The sequence below is a fragment of the Micromonospora wenchangensis genome (assembly GCF_002210435.1).
GTDB classification, from domain to species: domain Bacteria; phylum Actinomycetota; class Actinomycetes; order Mycobacteriales; family Micromonosporaceae; genus Micromonospora; species Micromonospora wenchangensis.
In genome coordinates this window covers 309,216-328,186 of the sequence record NZ_MZMV01000001.1, presented here as the reverse complement: position 1 = coordinate 328,186, position 18,971 = coordinate 309,216, and the positions used below count along the sequence as shown (strand labels likewise).

5 protein-coding genes are annotated in these 18,971 nt (G+C 73.9%); 4 read left to right on the top strand and 1 reads right to left on the bottom strand.

Going from position 1 to position 18,971, the window contains the following annotated elements:
• Window positions 1-187 precede the first annotated feature (187 nt).
• Entirely contained in the window at window positions 188-4,276 is a 4,089-nt protein-coding gene (locus B5D80_RS01300) for an Ig-like domain-containing protein (RefSeq protein WP_245854143.1), read from the bottom strand.
• A gap of 799 nt (window positions 4,277-5,075) precedes the next feature.
• On the opposite strand from B5D80_RS01300, the gene B5D80_RS01295 reads away from it, so the two are divergent.
• The 4 genes from B5D80_RS01295 (at window position 5,076) to B5D80_RS01280 (ending at window position 18,914) form a co-directional block, all read left to right on the top strand.
• Window positions 5,076-5,888 (top strand): MmyB family transcriptional regulator, encoded by an 813-nt coding sequence (locus B5D80_RS01295; RefSeq protein ID WP_088641861.1) that lies wholly within the window; start codon window positions 5,076-5,078, stop codon window positions 5,886-5,888.
• Window positions 5,889-6,093: 205 nt separating this feature from the next.
• Window positions 6,094-6,327, top strand: a complete 234-nt coding sequence (locus tag B5D80_RS01290; RefSeq protein ID WP_088641860.1) for an MbtH family protein — start codon at window positions 6,094-6,096, stop codon at window positions 6,325-6,327.
• A gap of 54 nt (window positions 6,328-6,381) precedes the next feature.
• Entirely contained in the window at window positions 6,382-11,151 is a 4,770-nt protein-coding gene (locus B5D80_RS01285) for a non-ribosomal peptide synthetase (protein ID WP_088641859.1), read from the top strand.
• Window positions 11,148-18,914 carry a non-ribosomal peptide synthetase gene (locus B5D80_RS01280; protein ID WP_088641858.1) on the top strand — a complete coding sequence of 2,589 codons (7,767 nt, stop codon included), beginning with the start codon at window positions 11,148-11,150 and terminating at the stop codon, window positions 18,912-18,914. The genes B5D80_RS01285 and B5D80_RS01280 overlap by 4 nt, the downstream gene beginning before the upstream one ends.
• Window positions 18,915-18,971: the final 57 nt, after the last annotated feature.

Sequence of the window (18,971 nt, the reverse complement as noted above, 5' to 3'; positions counted from 1 at the left end):
GCACGTCTACTCCCTGGTCATGGCCTCGCAGCGGCGGACCTCCCTGGCCGGGGAGCCGAGCTGACCGGGTGACCGGGTCGCGTTGATGCGGCCCAGGGGCGGGAACCGATGACGTGGCGGTGGTGCCGGGCGTCGCGTTCCGGCGGCACCGGAGGGACCCGGGAGGGGTCCCTCCGGTGCCGGACCGTCAGGTCCTGGTCAGGGTCACCTGCACTGTCTCACCCGGGCTCTGGCCGGCCGCGTTGGCGAACCCGACAGTGAACGTCACGTCGAGTCGACCCGTCTTGACCAGCGTCTGCCGGTACGCGGGGGCGACGGTCACGGTCACCGTGACGGTGTTCGCCTTGGCCACCTGGCGGGTGACCGCGTTGACCTTCTCCCCGCTGAGGGTCAGGGTGCCGGCCGTGTTGACCGTCGCGGTGAGCGTCGCCGTACCCGAGGTGGGGTCGGCCTCCACCTTGTCGATCTGTACGGTCGGGGCCGGGGTCGCCAGGTCGACCGTGCCGATGACCGGCTTGGACAGCGTCGACTGCCCGGACGAGTCGACCACCATCGCCTGGAACCTGATCTGCTTCCCGGCGTCCTTCGCCGCCGGGGTCCAGTCGAACAGGTAGGGGGCGGTGGTGGCCGTGCCGACCAGGGTGCCGTTGACGAACAGGCTCGCCGAGGCGATGGCGTGGTCGTCGGTACCCCGGATCAGCGGGTGCACCGTCGACCCGACCCGGAGCACCGCGCCGCGTCCCGGGTCGGCCAGCTCGGCCGAGGGCGCGGCGTCGACGACCCGGCCCACAGTGGTCGGCACCGCCGGTGGTGGGGTCGGCCGGCGCTTGGTGACGCTGACCGTGGCGCTGCCCGAGCCGTCCACCCCGGAGATCGCCTCGACGCCGGTGGCCGGGACCGCCGGTCCGCCCGACACCGGTGGCGCGCTGCCGAGGTAGCTGCCGGTCAGCGCGAACGGGGCACCCTCGCGTACCGCCGTGTTGTCGGCGTTGGCGTTGTAGACGGCGAACCCGTTGCCGGTGAGGACGTTGCGGGTGCCGGTGAGCGCCCCGGCCGTCTCGGTGCCGGCGTCGGTCAGCAGGATGCCATACGACCGGTGGGGTGCGGGCGGGTAGTAGTTCCCGGTGATCCGGCTGGTGTTCACGAAGCCGTCCGTCCCGCTGGTGTACGCGATGCCGGTCTGCGGGAACCGGCTGTTCGGCTCGCCGGTGACCACGGTGTCGGTCACGTACCCGTGCTGGCGGATGCCGGAGCGGACGGTGGTGTCGGGGGTGCCGTCGCGGCCCCGCGCGCCGTCGAAGAGGATGCCCCCGGACTGGTAGCCGCTGACCACGCTGCCGGTGACGGTCAGCTCGCTCTCGACGGTGCCGGTGCCCGCCCCCCGGATGATGCCGGTCTTGACGATGCCCCAGCCGTGCGGGTGCGCGGCCAGTTCCGCCTCGGTGGTCGCCACCCGCAGCGGGCCGACGACGCTGTCGGCGACCCGGCCGGCCGCGCCGAAGAACGCGACGCCCGCCTCGGCCCAGACGTCACCCGAGGTGACGGTGACGCCGGAGAGGTCGAGGAACATCTCGTTGGTGTCGGTCGAGCCGAGCGACTGCCGGGACACGGTGATCACGTTGCCGCCGCCGTCGCGCAGGTACGGCTGGTCGCCTGCCAGGTTCCCCAGCGACGGGTCGGGCATGATGGTCACCCTGTCCGCGCCGGCCCCCTTGATCTTCAGCGGCTTGGTGATGGTCAGGCCGTTGCGCGCGCCGCTCTGCACCGGGTTGGACGCGTGGTTCACCGGCGTCGACGACTCCCGGTAGACGCCCGCGCACACCACGATGGTGTCCCACGGCGAGGCGAAGTCGACGGCGGTCTGGATCGACGTGAACGAGGCGTTCGGGCACTGCTTCCGGTCGTCGTCGACCGTCCACGTGGTGTTGCCCTGCGGGTTCGCCACCGGGTCGACGAGCGCGACGTTGCCCGGGGTGTTGTCGTAGCCGGCGAGGTAGGTCGCCGGGTCGGGGCCGCCGAGGGCGGACGGGCCGTGGCCCGCGCCGTCGGCCCGGTCGCCGTCCGACAGGAGCTGCGCCCCCGCGTCGGATTCCTGGAAGCGTACGTCGGCCAGCTCGATCGAGCCGGACTTCGGCATGTCGCCCACCCCGAACCGGAGTTCCAGCTTCGCCAGCGCGCCGACGTCGACGCCCTGCGCCGCGAACTCGGCGAGCGGGACGCGGATCTGGTCGAGGACGATGTGGGTGTTCGGGGTGTTCGTGCCGGTCGACATGTGCAGGGCGTTGCCCCAGCGGGGGTCACCGGCGTCGACGGTCCCCTCCCGGCCGGCGGCGTCGCGCAGCGCGATCACGAACCGCTGGGTGGTTGAGGCCGGGTCGTACGACGTGGGTTTCTCGTTGGGCCAGACCGGGTTGGTCGGCGTGCCGTTGACGGTGGTGTCCCGGGTGTTGTCGCCCCGGTTGTCGGCACCCGGGTTGCGGGTGTCGAAGAAGTTCACGGCGGCGCTCAGCGCCAGCGCCTTCAGGTGCCGTACGTCACCGGACGCGGCCGGGATCGCGGCGGTCAGCGACGCGGCCGAGCCCGGCTCCCAGGCGAGGGTGAGCTGGCGACCGTAGGAGTGGTTGATGGGGCTGTTCTCCCGGGTGCCGTTCTGCCCGCCGAGCGCGCCCGCCGCCGGTAGCGGGCAGGGCTTGGCGGCGGCCGGCAGCCCGGTCTTCCCGAGCTGCGCCGGGGCGAAGTCCTGCGGCTCCGGGTTGCACCAGTCGTACCCGCCGGGGGTGGTCGCCGGTTTCGGGGTGACCCCGGCGGCCTGCGCGTACGGGTCGGCGAAGCCGCTGCCGGTCAGGGTTCCACCGAGGGCGTTACGGGTCAACGGGTTGGCCACCTCGGGCCGGATCACGTCCACCCGCTCCTGCGGAGCGGCGAAGTAGCTGGTGTTGACCCGCTCGTTGCACGGGATAGCGGTGCCGGACGGGCTGGTCGGGCAGGCCGACGCGGGGACCTGGAGGCCATCGGGGGTGTTGGCCAGTTCACCTGTCAGATAGGGCTGGAACGCGCCCTCGCCGCCGACGTAGCGGCGGAAGAACGCCGCCATCGTCGCCAGCCCCAGCTTCTCCTGGTCGCCCATCCGCGCCGGGTCGCCGGAGAACTTGGTGTTCACGGCGGGGTTCAGCGGGTCGGAGTTGTCGATGGCGTAGTTCAGGGCCGGGTCGGTGTAGCTGGCCGCGCCGCTGAGCCGCAGGTTGTGCGGGTGGATGTTGTTGGTCGCGAACGGTGCGGAGTTGCCGCACGCGGCGTCGTTGTTGGCCTGGCCGTCCGCGCCGCCGTCGGCGTACCAGACGGTGTTGTACCAGTTGTGGATCGCGCCGAGGTGCTCCACCTGGATGCGGGGGAAGGGGGCGCCCGGGTTGACGTACTGGCTGCGTTCGAACAGCCGCGCGCCCTGGAGGTTGGAGACGTCGCCGTCGCACATCGGCAGGATCGTCAGGTACGGCATCCCGTACGGGGCCTTGCGCTCGTAGTCCACGGGCGCGAGCGAGATGACCCCGCGCAGCGGGTACCGCGGGCCGTCGGTGCGGATGCGGTTGTAGTCGATGAAGCTGGACACCGCGTCACCGCCGCGCGAGTGGCCCATCAGGCCGATGCGGGTCAGGTCGAGGCGACCGGCGAGCGTGGTGCCGACGGTGGTGTGCCCGTCGACCGGCAGCCCGCCGGAGCGGTTCGCCGCGCTGAGCGCGTCCAGGGTCGCGGCGATGAGCATCCGGCGGCTGTGCATGCCCTTGCCCTTGTTGCCGTCCTGCCGCATCATCAGCTGGTCCTGGGACACCGAGAAGGTGGTGTAGCCCCAGGTGGCGAGGTTCTCCGCCAGGTAGGCGTAGCCGTTCTCGTTGTGCTTGAACTGGGCGCAGGTGAGCTGGGCGGTGTCCTGACCGGAGTCGCACGAGCCGTGGTTGCCGTGCACCAGCACGAGCACCGGCGACGGCGTGGTGCGTCGGGTGAAGTCCGGTGTGTGGAGTTGGCCCCGGATCTCGATCCGCTCCGGGGCCTGTGTGGTCCCGGCCGTCGGGTCGGCGCCTGAGGAGTTCGGTTCCTGGATGCTGGCGAGGCCGAGTTTGGCCTCCTGGACGGCCTGGTGTCCGAAGGGGCCACGGGCCGTCGGGTCGGGCAGGTCGGTCGTGGACGCCGGAGGCGGCGCGACCGCGGTGGGTGACGCCGCGGTGGCCGGCCCCGCCAGGGCCACCGGGGCCGTCACCGCGACGATCACCGAGAGGAGCACGCGCGTGCTCCTCGATGTTCGTACCTTCAAAGGTTTCTCCTCGGAGCGAGATTGAGCGTTCAACGGTCGCGAACGCTAACCAGCCCTCGTTTCTCCGAGGTTTCCGTCGACAGCCGTTTTCCGGTTGATCGAATACTTCCCTACCAGGGGATATGCGCCCACGGCGGCACTCTCGCGGCAACTCTGACACGCAGGGCACGGCCTTCTCCGCGGTGCGTTTCCGGGCCCGCGAGGACGGGGGGCGTGGGCGTGATGCGGGTCGTGGGCACCGGTGGGAAACGGGTGGAACGGGCCCCGGAGAGGTGGTGCCGTCGCCGCCGGTGAGCGGAGGCGTCGGGCTACCCAGGGTGACGTGTCCATGGTTTGCGGATGGGTTGCTAACCGTCCAACGCGGTGATCACGGGCAATTAGTGCGCCGCCGTGTGGACGCGGCCAAGGGGCGCAGTACGGACAGGTGTCCGATCTGCCGGGGTGATCCGCACGAATCTTTCCTGCTGAGTGACCAGACAGTGATGTAATCGAAACATGGCTATTGGTGGCGCGGTCCGGACCCGGTAGCATCCACATTCGTGACGGTCGTTGGACGGCATTGTGCCGGCGGCGTCACGAGTGGCTGTCGACCATTTGGTCGAATGCTGCCCAGGATCTGCCGGCCCCGGTACCGGGCAACTGTGGCCGAGCGGTCCGTCCCGCTTTCGGCTCGCCGCTGAGCCGTGTGAACGGTGGTCGGTGCCCCAATTCGGCCGGGCCCCGTTCTGGAAACAAACATTCATGGCGGCTGCGCCAGAACGAGGGAGAAATGGTTGCCATCCGGCAGGTCTCGGCGGACCAGAACAGCGAGTTGGCCGCCTGCGTCAAAGCCTGGCGGCACCGGCTTCCGCCGGATGACCACCAGGTCGCCCGGAGACGTCGGGGACGTCGGTCCAACGTCACCCAGGAGGAGATCGCGGAACTCGTCGGGGTGAGCGTCGTCTGGTACAGCAACCTCGAACGCGGCGTACGCGCCAACTACTCGGACGCCTTCCTCGACGCCGTCGCCGGGACGCTGCGACTCGACCGGCACGAGCGGGAGCTGCTGTACCTCCTCGCGATCGGCCGGATGCCCTCACCCGCACCGGCCGGCACCACCCCGACCGTCCTCGGCACCGCCCTGCGCCAGTTCGTCGAGGGGCAACGCTGGGCGACCTACGTGCTCGACCGGTACGCGAGGGTGGTGCTGCACAACGAGATGTGCGAGTCCTACTATCCCTGGTTGCGCACCGATCCCAGCTATCCACGCTGGCTGTTCACCGATGCGGACGCCCGTCGGCGGCTGGTCAACTGGGACACCGACTGGGCGGCGCCGCTGCTCACCCAGATGCGCATCGCCCAGGCGCTGCACCCGCAGGACACCGGGATCGCCGCGCTCGTCGACGCCTGCCTGGAGACCAGCCCCGAGGCCCGTTGCCTGTGGGCCGCCCACCCCGCGTCCGGGCGAACCCTGCGGTCGCGGCGCGGCATCCGGCTGGCCAGCGACCACCGGACGACCCTGGTCGACGTGGTCACCCTCACCGACCCGAGCGCGAGCGACCTGCAGATCGTGTCGCTGATTCCGGTGGCCGAGGCCGCGTAGCCGCCGTTCCCGCATCCCTCCGCCGTCGGTGAATTGCACCCCGGCCGGTCCGGCCCGCCCCCGTGTCCGCGCTGACGGGCCCCAACTGTCAGTTTAGGAAAGTGGCAATTTCTGGCCGCCGCCCGCACCGCCGGGCAGGATTCTGCACGCCGCTTCCGGAGGCTTTGTGGACTCCTGCGGCCATCGATGCGGACCGGAGGCGGACATGAATCCATTCGACGATGCGGACGGCACGTTTCTGGTGCTGGTGAATGCGGAGTCGCAGCACTCGCTGTGGCCGGAATTCGCCGAGGTGCCGGCGGGCTGGACCGTGGCATGGGGACCGGGCGATCGGGACGGGGCGCTCCGGTACGTGGAGGAGAACTGGCAGGACATGCGGCCGAGAAGCCTCGCTCTCGCGATGGCTCGGGCCGATGAAGCCACCCTTCGTACCGAGTAACAGCACCCATTCGCCGTGGCGCAGCAGGTGCACCTTCTGTCAGGAGAGTTTCGTATGGCTGAGGACAATCGGCGCTGGCCGTTGAGCAGCGAGCAGCAGCGGCTGTGGTTCCTCGACCGGCTGACGCCGGCGAGTGCCGCGTACCACGTCCCGGTCTCGTGGCGGTTGCGGGTCGACGTGCCGCTGCCGGCGCTCGTCGCCACCGTCGGCCGCCTGCTGGCCCGGCACGACGCGTTGTTCCTGGCCTTCGACGAGGTCGACGGCGAGCCCGTGCAGCGGCTGGTGTCCACCCGCGAGGTTCCCCTGACGGTCCACGACCTCACCGACCACCCCGCCGCCGAGCGCGACGCGCGGAGCGCCGAGGTGGTCCGGGAGGTGTCCCGTGCCCCGTTCGACCTGCGCGTCGGGCCCCTGGTCCGGGCGGCCGTCTTCGCGGTCGACGGCCAGGTGCGGCTGCTCCACCTGACCTTCCACCACATCGCCGTCGACGGCCTCTCCCTGGAGATCATCGAACGCGAACTCGCCGCCGGCCTGAGCGACGCCGCCGGCCTCGCCGACGCCGCCGGGCCGAGGGATGCCGCCGGGCCGGGCGATGCCACCGGGCCGGGCCACGCCGCCGGGGCCGGTGCCACCGGCGGGCCGGGAGACGCCGTCGGGTCGGCGGTGCCGGCCTACGTCGAGCACTGCCTCCGGCAGCGGCGGTGGTCGGCCGGCCCGCAGGCGCAGCGGGAACTCGACAGCCGCGTGGCGCAGTTGCGGGGCGCGCCGGAACTGCTCGAACTCGGGCGGGACCGCAACCGCCCCCGGGACTTCAGCTACCGCGGCGAGACCCTGCGGTTCACCGTGCCGTCGCAGCTCCGCGACCGGGTGCGGGAACTGGCCGGACGGCACGGGGTCACGCCGTACGTGGTGCTGCTGGCGGCCTTCACCGTCTTCCTGCACCGGCAGACCGGCCAGACCGACGTGGTCGTCGGTTCGCCCGTCGCCGGCCGGGGGGACAGCCGGTTCCTGGACGTGGTCGGGTTGTTCGCCGGCACGATGGTGTCCCGCACCGACCTGAGCGGCGAACCGACGTTCGGAACCGTCGTGGCGCGTACCCAGGAGTCGGTGCTGGACGCCCTGGAACACCTGGACGTGCCGTTCGACCACCTGGTCAACCGGCTGGTGCCGACGCGGGTGCCGAGCCACGGCCCGCTCGTACAGGTGCTGTTCGCGTTCCACGAGAACGGGCCGGGCGCGGTCGGCGGGTCGTTCCTGAGCCGCGAGTTCGTGCCGACGGACACCGCGAAGCTGGACCTCACGTTCACCGTCTACGACGTCGCCGGCCGGTACGACGTCGAGATCGAGTACTGCACGGACCTGTTCCTGCGCGCCACGGTCGAGCACTTCTTCCGGCACTGGTCGAGTCTGCTGGGCAGCGCGCTCGACCGGCCCGACCTGGCGATCGGGCAGCTCACGGCGATGGACGACGCCGAACGCGCGCTGGTGCGCTCCTGGACCACACCGTCCCCGGTGGACCTTCCCGACGGTGAGTTGGTGCATGAGTTGGTGGGGCGGTGGGTGGTGGGTTCGCCGGGTGCGGTGGCGGTGGTGTGTGGGGAGGTGGTGTTGACGTATGGGGAGTTGGGGGTGTTGTCGGATCGGGTGGCGGGGTTGTTGCGGGGGTTGGGTGTGGGTGGTGGTGGGTTGGTGGGGGTGTGTGTGGGGCGGTCGGTGGATGCGGTGGTGTGGTGTTTGGGGGTGTTGAAGGTTGGTGCGGCGTATGTGCCGTTGGATGTTGATTATCCGGTGGAGCGGTTGTCGTTGATGTTGGTGGATTCGGGTGTGTCGGTGGTGTTGGGGGGTTCGGGTGTGGCGGGGCGGTTGCCGTCGGGTCCGTGGCGGGTGGTGGAGGTGGATGCCGAGGGGGCGGCGGTGGGGGAGCCGGCCCCGGTGGATGGGGCGTCGGCGTCGTCGGTGGTGACGGGGGACAGTGCGGCGTACGTGATCTACACGTCGGGCTCGACCGGCCGACCCAAGGGCGTCACCGTCCCGCACTCCGCGGTCACCCGGCTGCTGCACTGGGGGCGGGACTTCCTGCACGCCGGCCCCGACGACGTCTGGTCGATGTTCCACAGCATGTCGTTCGACTTCTCCGTCTGGGAGATCTGGGGCGCGTTGAGCACCGGCGGCCGGCTGGTCGTGGTGCCCTACTGGGTCTCCCGCAACCCGGAGGACTTCCACCGGCTGGTGACCGGGGCCGGGGTGACCGTGCTCAACCAGACCCCCTCGTCCTTCGCCCAGTTCGAGGAGGTCGACTCCCGGTCGGACCAGCCGCACGCGCTGCGCTGGGTGGTCTTCGGCGGCGAGGCGTTGGAACACGCGTCGGTGCGCCGCTGGGCCGCGCGGCACGGCTGGGACCGGCCCCGGCTGGTCAACATGTACGGGATCACCGAGACCACCGTGCACGTCACCGCCCGTACCCTCGGGCCGGACGACGTCGGGGACGGTCTGAGCCGGATCGGCCGCGAGGTGGCCGGGCTGACCGCCCACGTCCTCGACCCGATGCTGGTCCCCGTCCCGATCGGCGCGGTCGGCGAACTGTACGTCGGCGGCGCGCGGCTGGCCCGGGGGTACGCCGGCCGGCCGGCGCTGACCGCCGAGCGGTTCGTCGCCGACCCGTACGGCAGCCGGCCCGGTGGGCGGCTGTACCGCACCGGCGACCGGGTGCGGCTGCGCCCCGACGGCGACCTGGAGTACGCCGGCCGGGTCGACAACATGGTCAACATCCGGGGCTTCCGGGTCGAGCCCGGCGAGATCGAGGGCACCCTCGCCCGGCACCCGGCGGTCGGCGCGGCCGTGGTGACCGCCCGCACCGACGGGCCCGGTCGGGTCACCCTGGTCGGCTACGTCACGCCGGCCGGCACCGCCCCCCTCACCGCCGCCGAGGTACGCGAGTGGCTGCGCCACCAGCTTCCCGAGTACCTGCTGCCGGCCCGGCTCATGGTGCTCGACGCGCTGCCGCTGACACCCACCGGCAAGGTCGACCGGGCGGCGCTGCCCGAACCCGACCTCGACGGCGCGGTCACCGGCCCGGCCGCCCGGACCCCGGCCGAACGAATCCTCTGCGACCTGTTCGCCGAACTGCTCGGCGTGCCCGAGGTGGGCATCGACGGGAGTTTCTTCGGCCTCGGCGGCGACAGCATCATGTCCATCCAACTGGTCAGCCGGGCCCGCCGCGCCGGCCTGCACCTCAAACCGAAGGACGTCTACCAGCAGCGCACCGTCCGCGCCCTGGCCGCCGTGGCGACCACCGTGGACGACCGGACCGTCGAACGTCCGGACGACGCGACAGGTGCGGTGCCGGTGACGCCGATCCTGGCCTGGGCCCGGGAGGAGCTTGGCGGCCCACTTGACGCGTTCAGCCAGTCGATGCTGGTCCGGGTGCCCGCCACGACGACCGTCGACGAGGTGCGGCAGGCGTTGCAGGCGCTGCTCGACCACCATCCCGCGCTGCGGATGCGGGCCCGCACCGGGGACGGGCCGTGGGAGCTGGACATCCCGCCCGCCGGGGCGGTACGCGCCGAGGACTGCCTGCACACCGTCGACCTGACCGACGCCACCGCGGCCGGGCGCGCGACGGTCCTCGCCGACCAGGCACAGGCCGCCCGGGACCGGTTGCGCCCCGCCGACGGGGTGCTCGTGCAGGCCGTCTGGTTCCCGGCCGGCCCGCAGACCGGCAACCGGCTGCTGCTGGTCGTCCACCACTTCGCCGTCGACGGGGTGTCGTGGCGCATCCTGCTCGCCGACCTCCGGGCCGCCTGCGCCGCGCTCGGCGACGGGAGACCGCCGACGTTGGAGCCGGTGGGCACGTCCCTGCGCGGCTGGGCACGGCAGGTCGCGGCGCTGACCGACGGACCGGTCCGCGCGGACGAACTGGCCGGCTGGACGCGGCTGCTGGACCGGCCGGCGACGCCGCTCGGCGACCGCCCCCTCGACCCCCGGGTCGACGTCTTCGGCCGGCTGCGCAGCCTGTCCCGCAGCGCCTCGACGGAATGCACCACGGCCGTGCTCACCACCGCCCCGGCCGCGTACCGCACCGGGGTGGACGAGATCATGCTGACCGCGCTGGCCCTGGCGCTGCCGCCGTGGCTGGCCCGGCGGGGCCGGGGCGGCACCGACGGGGTGCTGGTCAACCTGGAGGGGCACGGCCGCGACGGTCTGGTGCCGGACGCCGACCTGTCCCGCACCGTCGGCTGGTTCACCCGCATCCACCCCGTCCGGCTCGATCCGGGCCCGGTGGACGGGGCGCAGGTCCGCTCCGGTGGTCAGGCGGTCAGCGCCGCGGTGAAACGGATCAAGGAGCAGCTCCGCGCCCTGCCACCCGTCGGCGGGTACGGCGTACTGCGCTATCTCGACCCGCGTACCGGCCCGGTGCTGGCCGGGATGCCGGCCCCCCAGATGGCCTTCAACTACCTGGGCCGGTTCCCCGCCGCCGCACCCGACGACTGGGGGCCGGCCGAGGAGGGCGCGGTGCTGCGGGGCGGGGCCGACCCCCGGCACCCCGTGCCGCACGTGCTGGAGGTCGCCGCCGTCACCGTCGACGGCCCGGCCGGCCCGCACCTGCGGACCACCTGGTCGTGGCCGGCGGAGCTGCTGGCCGAGGCCGACGTGGCCGACCTCGCGGACGACTGGCACGCCGCCCTGGAGGCCGTGGTGGCCGGCGCGACGGCACCGGCCGCCGGCGGCCCCACGCCGTCGGACCTGACGCTGGTCACGCTGAGCCAGGACGAGATCGACGACCTTGAGCAGGAACTGGCGGCGGAACAGGGAGCGGTGTCATGACCACGTCGAGCATCGAGGACATTCTGCCGCTGGCCCCCCTGCAGGCCGGGATGATGTTCCACTCCTGGCACCAGAGCAGCGGGCCGGAGGTGCAGACCGCGCAGCTGATCCTGGACCTGCACGGTCCGCTGGACGTCGCCGCGCTGCGGGCGGCGGCGGAGGCGTTGCTGCGCCGCTACCCCAACCTGCGGGCGAGTTTCCGGGAACGCCGCTCCGGCCCACCCGTGCAGGTGGTCGTCCGCCGGCCGGAACTGTCCTGGACGGAGGTCACCGTCGCGCCGCAGGAGGACCCGGACGCCGCCCTCGCCCGGCACACCGAGGCCGACCAGGGACGGCGGTTCGACCTGCGCCGGGCCCCGCTGATCGGATTCCGGCTGATCCGCGTCGACGGCCACCGGCACCGGCTGGTCGTCACCTACCACCACATCCTGCTCGACGGCTGGTCCACCGGCCTGCTGATCCGTGACCTGTGCACCCTCTACGCGCAGGGCGACGTGCTGCCACCCGCCCCGTCGTACCGGGACTTCCTGGGTTGGCTGGCCGGGCGGGACCGGCCGGGCGCGGAGGCGGCCTGGCGGGTGGCGCTGGCGGACCTGGCCGGGCCCACCCTCGTCGCCCCGGCCGACCCGACCCGCGTCCCGGTCTGGCCCGGTGACCTGCCGGCCGAACTCGACGCGGCGGCCACGGCGGACCTGGTGGCGTTCGCCAGGCGGCACGACCTCACCGTCAACACCCTCGTGCAGGGCGCGTGGGCGCTGCTGATCGGCCAGCTCACCGGACGCGACGACGTGACGTTCGGCGCGGCCGTCTCCGGCCGGCCACCCGAGCTGCCCGGGTCCGAGAACATGGTCGGGCTGCTGATGAACGTGGTGCCGGTACGGGTCCGGCTGCGCCGCGACGAGCCCCTGTCGGCGCTGCTGACCCGCCTCCAGCACGAGCAGGCGCAGCTCATCGAGCACCACCACCTGGGCCTGGCCGACATCCAGAAGGTGGCCGGGACCGGCGAGCTGTTCGACACCTGCGTCGCGTTCGAGAACTTCCCCGAGTCCGGTGAGCTGCGCTGCGGGCCGCTGCGGGTGGAGGCGGGCGCCGCCGACGCCGCCCACTACCCGCTGAGCCTGAACGCGGCGGCCGGCACCCGGCTGCGGATGCGGCTGTCCTACCGGCCCGACCTGTTCCCGGTGGGGTTCGCCCGGGGGCTGCTGCGCCGGTTCACCCGGCTGCTGACCGAACTGCCCACCCTGCTCGGGACGCGTACCGGCCGGCTCGACCTGCTCGACGTGCCCGAGCGGCTGCGACTGTCGACCCAGGGCCGCAACCCCGATCCGGTGCCGGTGGCGACCCTGCCGGCCCTGGTAGAGGCGTGGGCGGCCCGCACGCCCGACGCGGTAGCCGTCCGCTGCGGGGCGGACCTGCTGACGTACGGCGGGTTGAACGCGCGGGCCAACCGGCTCGCCCACGCGCTGATCGCCCGGGGGATCGGCCCGGAGCAGCTCGTCGCGCTGGTGCTGCCGCGCGGGGTGGAGCTGGTCACCGCGATCCTCGCGGTGACCAAGGCGGGTGCCGGGTACCTGCCGGTCGACCCGGACTACCCGGGTCCGCGCGTCGCGCAGATGCTCGCCGACGCCGCGCCGGCCGGCGTGGTGTTCGCCGGGGCGGACGCCGCGCCGACGGCCCGCGCCGCCGCCGAGGCCGCCGACCTGCCCCGGATCGACCTCGACGACCCGGCGCTGCTCGCCGAGCTGGCCGGCCACCCGGACCGCGACCCCACCGACCGGGACCGCCGCACCCCGCTGCTGCCGACCCACCCGGCGTACGTGATCTTCACCTCCGGGTCCACCGGGCGGCCGAAGGGTGTCGTCGTCACCCACCAGGGCGTCAGCAGCCTCGCCGCCACCCAGGCCGACCGGCTCGGCGTGGACGGTCGGGCCCGCGTCCTCCAGTTCGCCTCGCCCAGCTTCGACGCCTCGTTCTGGGAACTGTGCATGGCGTTGACCTCGGGCGCGGCCCTCGTCGTGCCGACCGAACGGCTGCTCGTCGGCGACCTGCTCGCCGACTTCGTCCGGGCCCACGGGATCACCCACGCGACGCTGCCCCCGGCGGTGCTCACCCCGCTGGCCGCACAGCCCCTGCCCACCCTGCGCTCCCTGGTGCTGGCCGGCGAGGCGTGCCCCGCCGAACTGGTCACCCGCTGGGCGGAGGGCCGTCGCATGGTCAACGCGTACGGCCCGACGGAGACGACGGTCTGCGCCACCATGAGCGCCGACCTGCGCGCCGACCGGGTCGGGTCCGGGACCGCCGTGCCCATCGGCCGCCCGGTCCGCAACTGCCAGGTGTACGTCCTCGACGACGCCCTGCGGCTGGTCCCCGCCGGGGTGGCCGGTGAACTGTACGTCTCCGGCCGGGCCCTGGCCCGGGGCTACCTGCGCCGACCCGGGCTGACCGCGACCCGGTTCCTGGCCGACCCGTACGCGGGGCCGGGGGAGCGGATGTACCGCACCGGTGACCTGGTGCGCTGGCGTCCCGACGGCGAGCTGGAGTTCGTCGGCCGGGTGGACGACCAGGTGAAGGTGCGCGGCCACCGGATCGAACCGGGCGAGGTGGAGGCGGTGCTGACCCGGCACGACACGGTCGCCCAGGCGGCGGTGGTCGTCCGGGAGGTGGGCGCGGGCGGGCGGCAGCTCGTCGGCTACCTGGTGGGCCCGCCGGACGGCCCCGCCCCCGACCCGGCCACGGTCCGCGCCTTCGTCGCCGGCCACCTGCCCGAGTACATGGTGCCGAACGTCCTGGTGCCCCTGGCCGCCCTGCCGCTCAACCGCAACGGCAAGGTCGACCGGGCGGCCCTGCCCGCACCCGACCAGGAGCCGACGACCGTCGCCGACCAGCCGGGCACCGCCACCGAGAAACTGCTGTGCGACCTGTTCGCCGAGGTGCTGGGGGTGCCCACGGTCGGCGTCACGGACAGCTTCTTCGGCCTCGGCGGCGACAGCATCTCGTCGATCCAACTGGTCAGCCGGGCGCAGAGCGAGGGGCTGGCCATCCGGCCCCGGGACGTCGTCGCGCACCCGACCGTCGCCGGGCTCGCCGCCGTCGCCGACCTGGCCGCCGACCACAGCCGGGACGCCGCCGAAAGCCGTGCCGACGACGGGGTGGGCGAGTTCGAGCCGACGCCGATCATGGAGTGGCTGCGGGCGGCCGGCGGACCGGTCGACGGCTACTACCAGTCCATGGTGGTCCGGGTCCCCGCCGACCTCACCGAACCGGATCTCCGTGCCGCCCTCCAGGCGGTGCTCGACCGGCACGACACGCTGCGGATGCGGCTGGACCGGCCGTCCTGCCCCGACGGCCCGTGGCGGCTGGACGTGGCTGCCCCGGGCAGCGTACCGGCCGCGTCGGTGCTGACCCGGGTGCCCGTCGACCCGGACACGCCGGAGCCGGACCGCCGCCGGATCGTCGCCGAGCACGCGGCGGCTGCCCAGGCCCGGCTCGCGCCGGGCGCGCGGATGATGCTCCAGGCCGTCTGGTTCGACGCCGGGCCACGGCACCGCGGGCGGCTGCTGCTGGCCGCCCACCACCTCGCCGTCGACGCGACGTCCTGGCGGATCCTGCTGCCCGACCTGGCCGCCGCGTGGGCGGCCGTGTCCGCCGGTGGACGGCCCGAGCTGGCCCCGGTCACCACCTCGTACCGGCGGTGGTCGACGCTGCTGGGCGAGGAGGCGACCCGACCGGCCCGCAGCGCCGAACTGGACCTGTGGCGCGGGATGCTGGCCGCGCCCCCGCCGCCGGTCGGCACCCGCGCCCTGGACCCGGCCCGGGACACCGCCCGGACCGCCCGCTCGTTGGCGCAGACCGTCCCGGTGGAGCTGTCGGCGGCGCTGCTGCGCCGGGTGCCGGACGCGCTGCACGCCGGGGTGGACGAGGTGCTGCTGGCCGCGCTGACCGTCGCGGTCGCGTCGGGCCGGCCGGGCGGGCTGCTGGTCGACGTCGAGAGCCACGGCCGCGAACCGCTGGCCGAGCACGTCGACGTCGCCCGTACCGTCGGCTGGTTCACCAGCCTGTACCCGGTGCGGCTGGACCCGGGGGCGGTGGACTGGGCGCAGGTGTGGGCCGCCGGGCCCGCCGTGGGCACCGTCGTGCGGCGGGTCAAGGAACAGCTCCGCGCCGTACCCGACCACGGCATCGGGTACGGGCTGCTGCGCTACCTGAACCTGGCCACCGGCCCCGAACTGGCCGGACTGGGCCGCCCGCAGCTCGGCTTCAACTACCTGGGCCGGCTCGGCGGCGGCACGTCCGAGGCGGACTGGACCCCCGTACCGCAGGACGCCCTCGGCGGTGACGTCGACGCGGACATGCCGCTGCCGCACGCGGTGTCGCTGAACGCCGTCACCGTGGACCTCGCCGACGGCCCGCAACTGCGGGCCACCTGGACCTGGGCCGGTGACGCCGTGCCCGAGGCCCGGGTCCGCGAGCTGGCCGACGGGTGGCTGCGTGCGCTGCGGGTGCTGGCGGACAGCACCGCGACCCCGGCGGTGGGCCGGATCCCCTCCGACTTTCCGCTGGTCACGATCGGGCAGGGGGAGCTGGACACGATCGGGGCCGAACACCCCCGGCTGACCGACCTGCTGCCGCTGGCCCCGTTGCAGGAGGGCATCCTCTACCACGCCACGTACGCCGGGACCGGCGCGGACGTCTACACCGCCCAGCTGACCCTGGAGCTGACCGGCCGGCTGGACCCGGTGGCCCTGCGCCGGGCCGCCCGGGACCTGCTGACCCGGCACCCGAACCTGGGTGCGGCGTTCCGGCAGCAGCTCACCGGCCCCCCGGTGCAGGTGATCGGCGACGACGTCGAGCCGCCCTGGCAGGAGGTCGACCTGTCGGCGCTGCCCGCTCCGCAGGCGCAGGCCGAGGCCGCCCGCATCGCCGACACCGAACGGCGTCGACGCTTCGACCCGGCCCGGCCGCCGCTGCTGCGGTTCAGTCTGGTCCGGCTGGGTGCCGAGCGGTACCGCCTCGACTTCACCCACCACCACATCCTGCTCGACGGCTGGTCGCTGTCGCTCGTCGTCCGCGACCTGATCGCGCTCTACGAGCACCGTCGGGGGGCCGCGGCCCCGCCGCCGCCGGTGCCGTTCCGTACCTATCTGGACTGGGTGGCCCGGCAGGACCGGCCGGCCGCCGAGGCGGCGTGGCGGACGGCGCTGGCCGGGCTGGCCGAACCGACCCTGCTCGCCGGGCCGGGCGCGGCCCACCCGACGGCGCTGCCCCGCGACCTCGACGTCGAGCTGGACGAGGGGCTGACGGCGGCGCTGACCGCCCTGGCCCGGGAGCGGGGCGTCACGGTGAACACCGTGCTCCAGGCCGCCTGGGGGGTGCTGCTCGGCTACCTGACCGGGCGCGCCGACGTGGTGTTCGGGATGCCGGTGGCGGGTCGCCCGCCGGAGCTGCCCGGCGTCGCGACGATGGTGGGGCTGTTCCTCAACACGCTGCCGGTGCGGGTGCGGACCACCCCCGGGGAGGCGTTCGGCGACCTGCTGACCCGGCTGCACGGCGAGCAGTCCGCGCTGGTGCCGCACCAGTACCTGGGGCTGGGCGCGGTGCAGCGGCTCGCCGGCACCCCCGGCACCCTCTTCGACACCCTGTACGTCTTCGAGAACTACCCGGTCGCGCTGGACGGCACCCCGGCCCTGGGCGAGGCCCGGATCACCGACGTGCAGGGCCGCGACGCCACCCACTACCCGCTCGCCGTGGTGGTGCTCCCCGGGGCCCGGATGCGGATCCGCGTCAGCCACCAGCCGGACCTGGTCTCCCCGGCGACCGCCGACGCGGTGCTGGAACGGTTGCGGGCGCTGCTGGGGGCGGTCGTCGCCGACCCGGGCGTCCCGGTAGCCCGGCTGTCCCCGCTCACCGGGGCGGACCGGCGGCTGCTCGCCGAGGCCAACGACACGACCGTCCCGCCGGCCCGGACCGACCCGGACACCCTGGTCGGCCGGTTCGAGGCGCAGGTACGACGTACCCCGGACGCGGTCGCCGTCCACGACGGCGACGGGGAGCTGAGCTACGCCGACCTGGACGCCGCCGCCAACCGGCTGGCCCACCTGCTGATCGGGCGCGGCGTCGGCCCGGAACGGGTGGTGGCCGTCGCGCTGCCCCGCTCCACGGCCAGCCTGGTGGCGATCCTCGCCACGGTCAAGGCGGGTGCCGCGTACCTGCCGGTGGACCCGGAGTACCCGGCGGCGCGGCGGGCCCTGATGGTCAGCGACAGCGGGGCCGACTGCGTGCTGACCACCGGGGAGACCGCCGGGCGGCTGGTCGCCGCGGGCTGCCCCGCCGACCGCTGCCTCGACGTCGACGCCCCGGCCGTGGGGGAACTGCTCGCCCGGCAACCGGCGACCGCCCCCACCGACCGGGACCGGTCCACGCCGCTGCGCGCCGCCCATCCCGCCTACGTCATCTACACCTCCGGCTCGACCGGCCGGCCCAAGGGCGTCGTCGTGCCGCACGCCGGCATCGTCAACCGGCTGGCCTGGATGCAGGACCGGTACCGGCTGACCGCCGCCGACCGGGTCCTGCACAAGACGAGCCTCAGCTTCGACGTGTCGGTGTGGGAGATGTTCTGGCCGCTGTCCACCGGCGCGGCGGTCGTCGTCGCCGACGCGGACGACCAGCGGGACCCGACCCGGCTGGCCCGGCTGATCGACAGGCAGCGGGTCACCACCGCCCACTTCGTACCGTCCGTGCTCGCCGCCTTCCTGGCCGAGCCGGTCGCCGCGCACTGCGCCGGCCTGCGCCTGGTGATCTGCAGCGGGGAGGCACTGGACCCGGAACTCGCCCACCGGTTCCACGCCACCTGCGGCGCGGACCTGCACAACCTGTACGGGCCCACGGAGGCGTCCGTGGACGTCACCCACTGGCCGGTGCCGGCGGGCGGGCGGGCGGCGTACGTGCCGATCGGGCGGCCCATCTGGAACACCCGGGTGCACGTGCTGGACGGCTTCCTGCGCCCGGTGCCCCCGGGGGTGGTGGGCGACCTGTACCTGACCGGCGTCGGTCTGGCCCGGGGTTACCTGGACCGCCCCGGGCTGACCGCCGAACGGTTCTTGGCCGACCCGTTCGGCGGCCCGGGGGAGCGGATGTACCGCACCGGGGACCGGGCGGCCTGGGACCCCGCCGGCCAGGTGGTCTTCCACGGGCGTGACGACCAGCAGGTCAAGGTGCGGGGCTTCCGCGTCGAACTGGGCGAGATCGACGCGGCGCTGGCCCGCTGCGCCGGGGTGCTGGCGGCGGCGACGGCGGTCCGCGAGGACGTGCCGGGCATCCGCCGGATCGTCGGGTACGTGGTGCCGACGCCGGCCGTCCCGTTCGATCCGGGCCGGTTGCGCGACGAGCTGGCCGCGAGCCTGCCGGCGCACCAGGTGCCGGCGGCGTTCGTCGCGCTCGACGCGCTGCCGCTCGGCCCGACCGGCAAGCTCGACCGGGCGGCCCTGCCCGCGCCGCCGACGCCCACCGCCGACCCGGTGGCCGCCGCGCCGGTCGACGGGCTACCGGCCCGGCTGTGCGAGCTGTTCAGCGAGGTGCTGGGGGTGCCGGCCGGGGTCGACGACGACTTCTTCGACCTGGGCGGGGACTCGTTGACCGCGATGCGGCTGGTGCACGGCGTCGAGGCGGCGCTCGGCGTCGACCTGGAGGTCGTGGAGCTGATGGCGCACCCCACCCCCGCCCGGCTGGCCGCGCGCCTGCCCGAACCGGTGCCGGCCGCCGACTGACCCGGCCGCCCTCCTACCGACCAGCGGCCGTCAGTCGGCCGACCACCCCTGCGAACG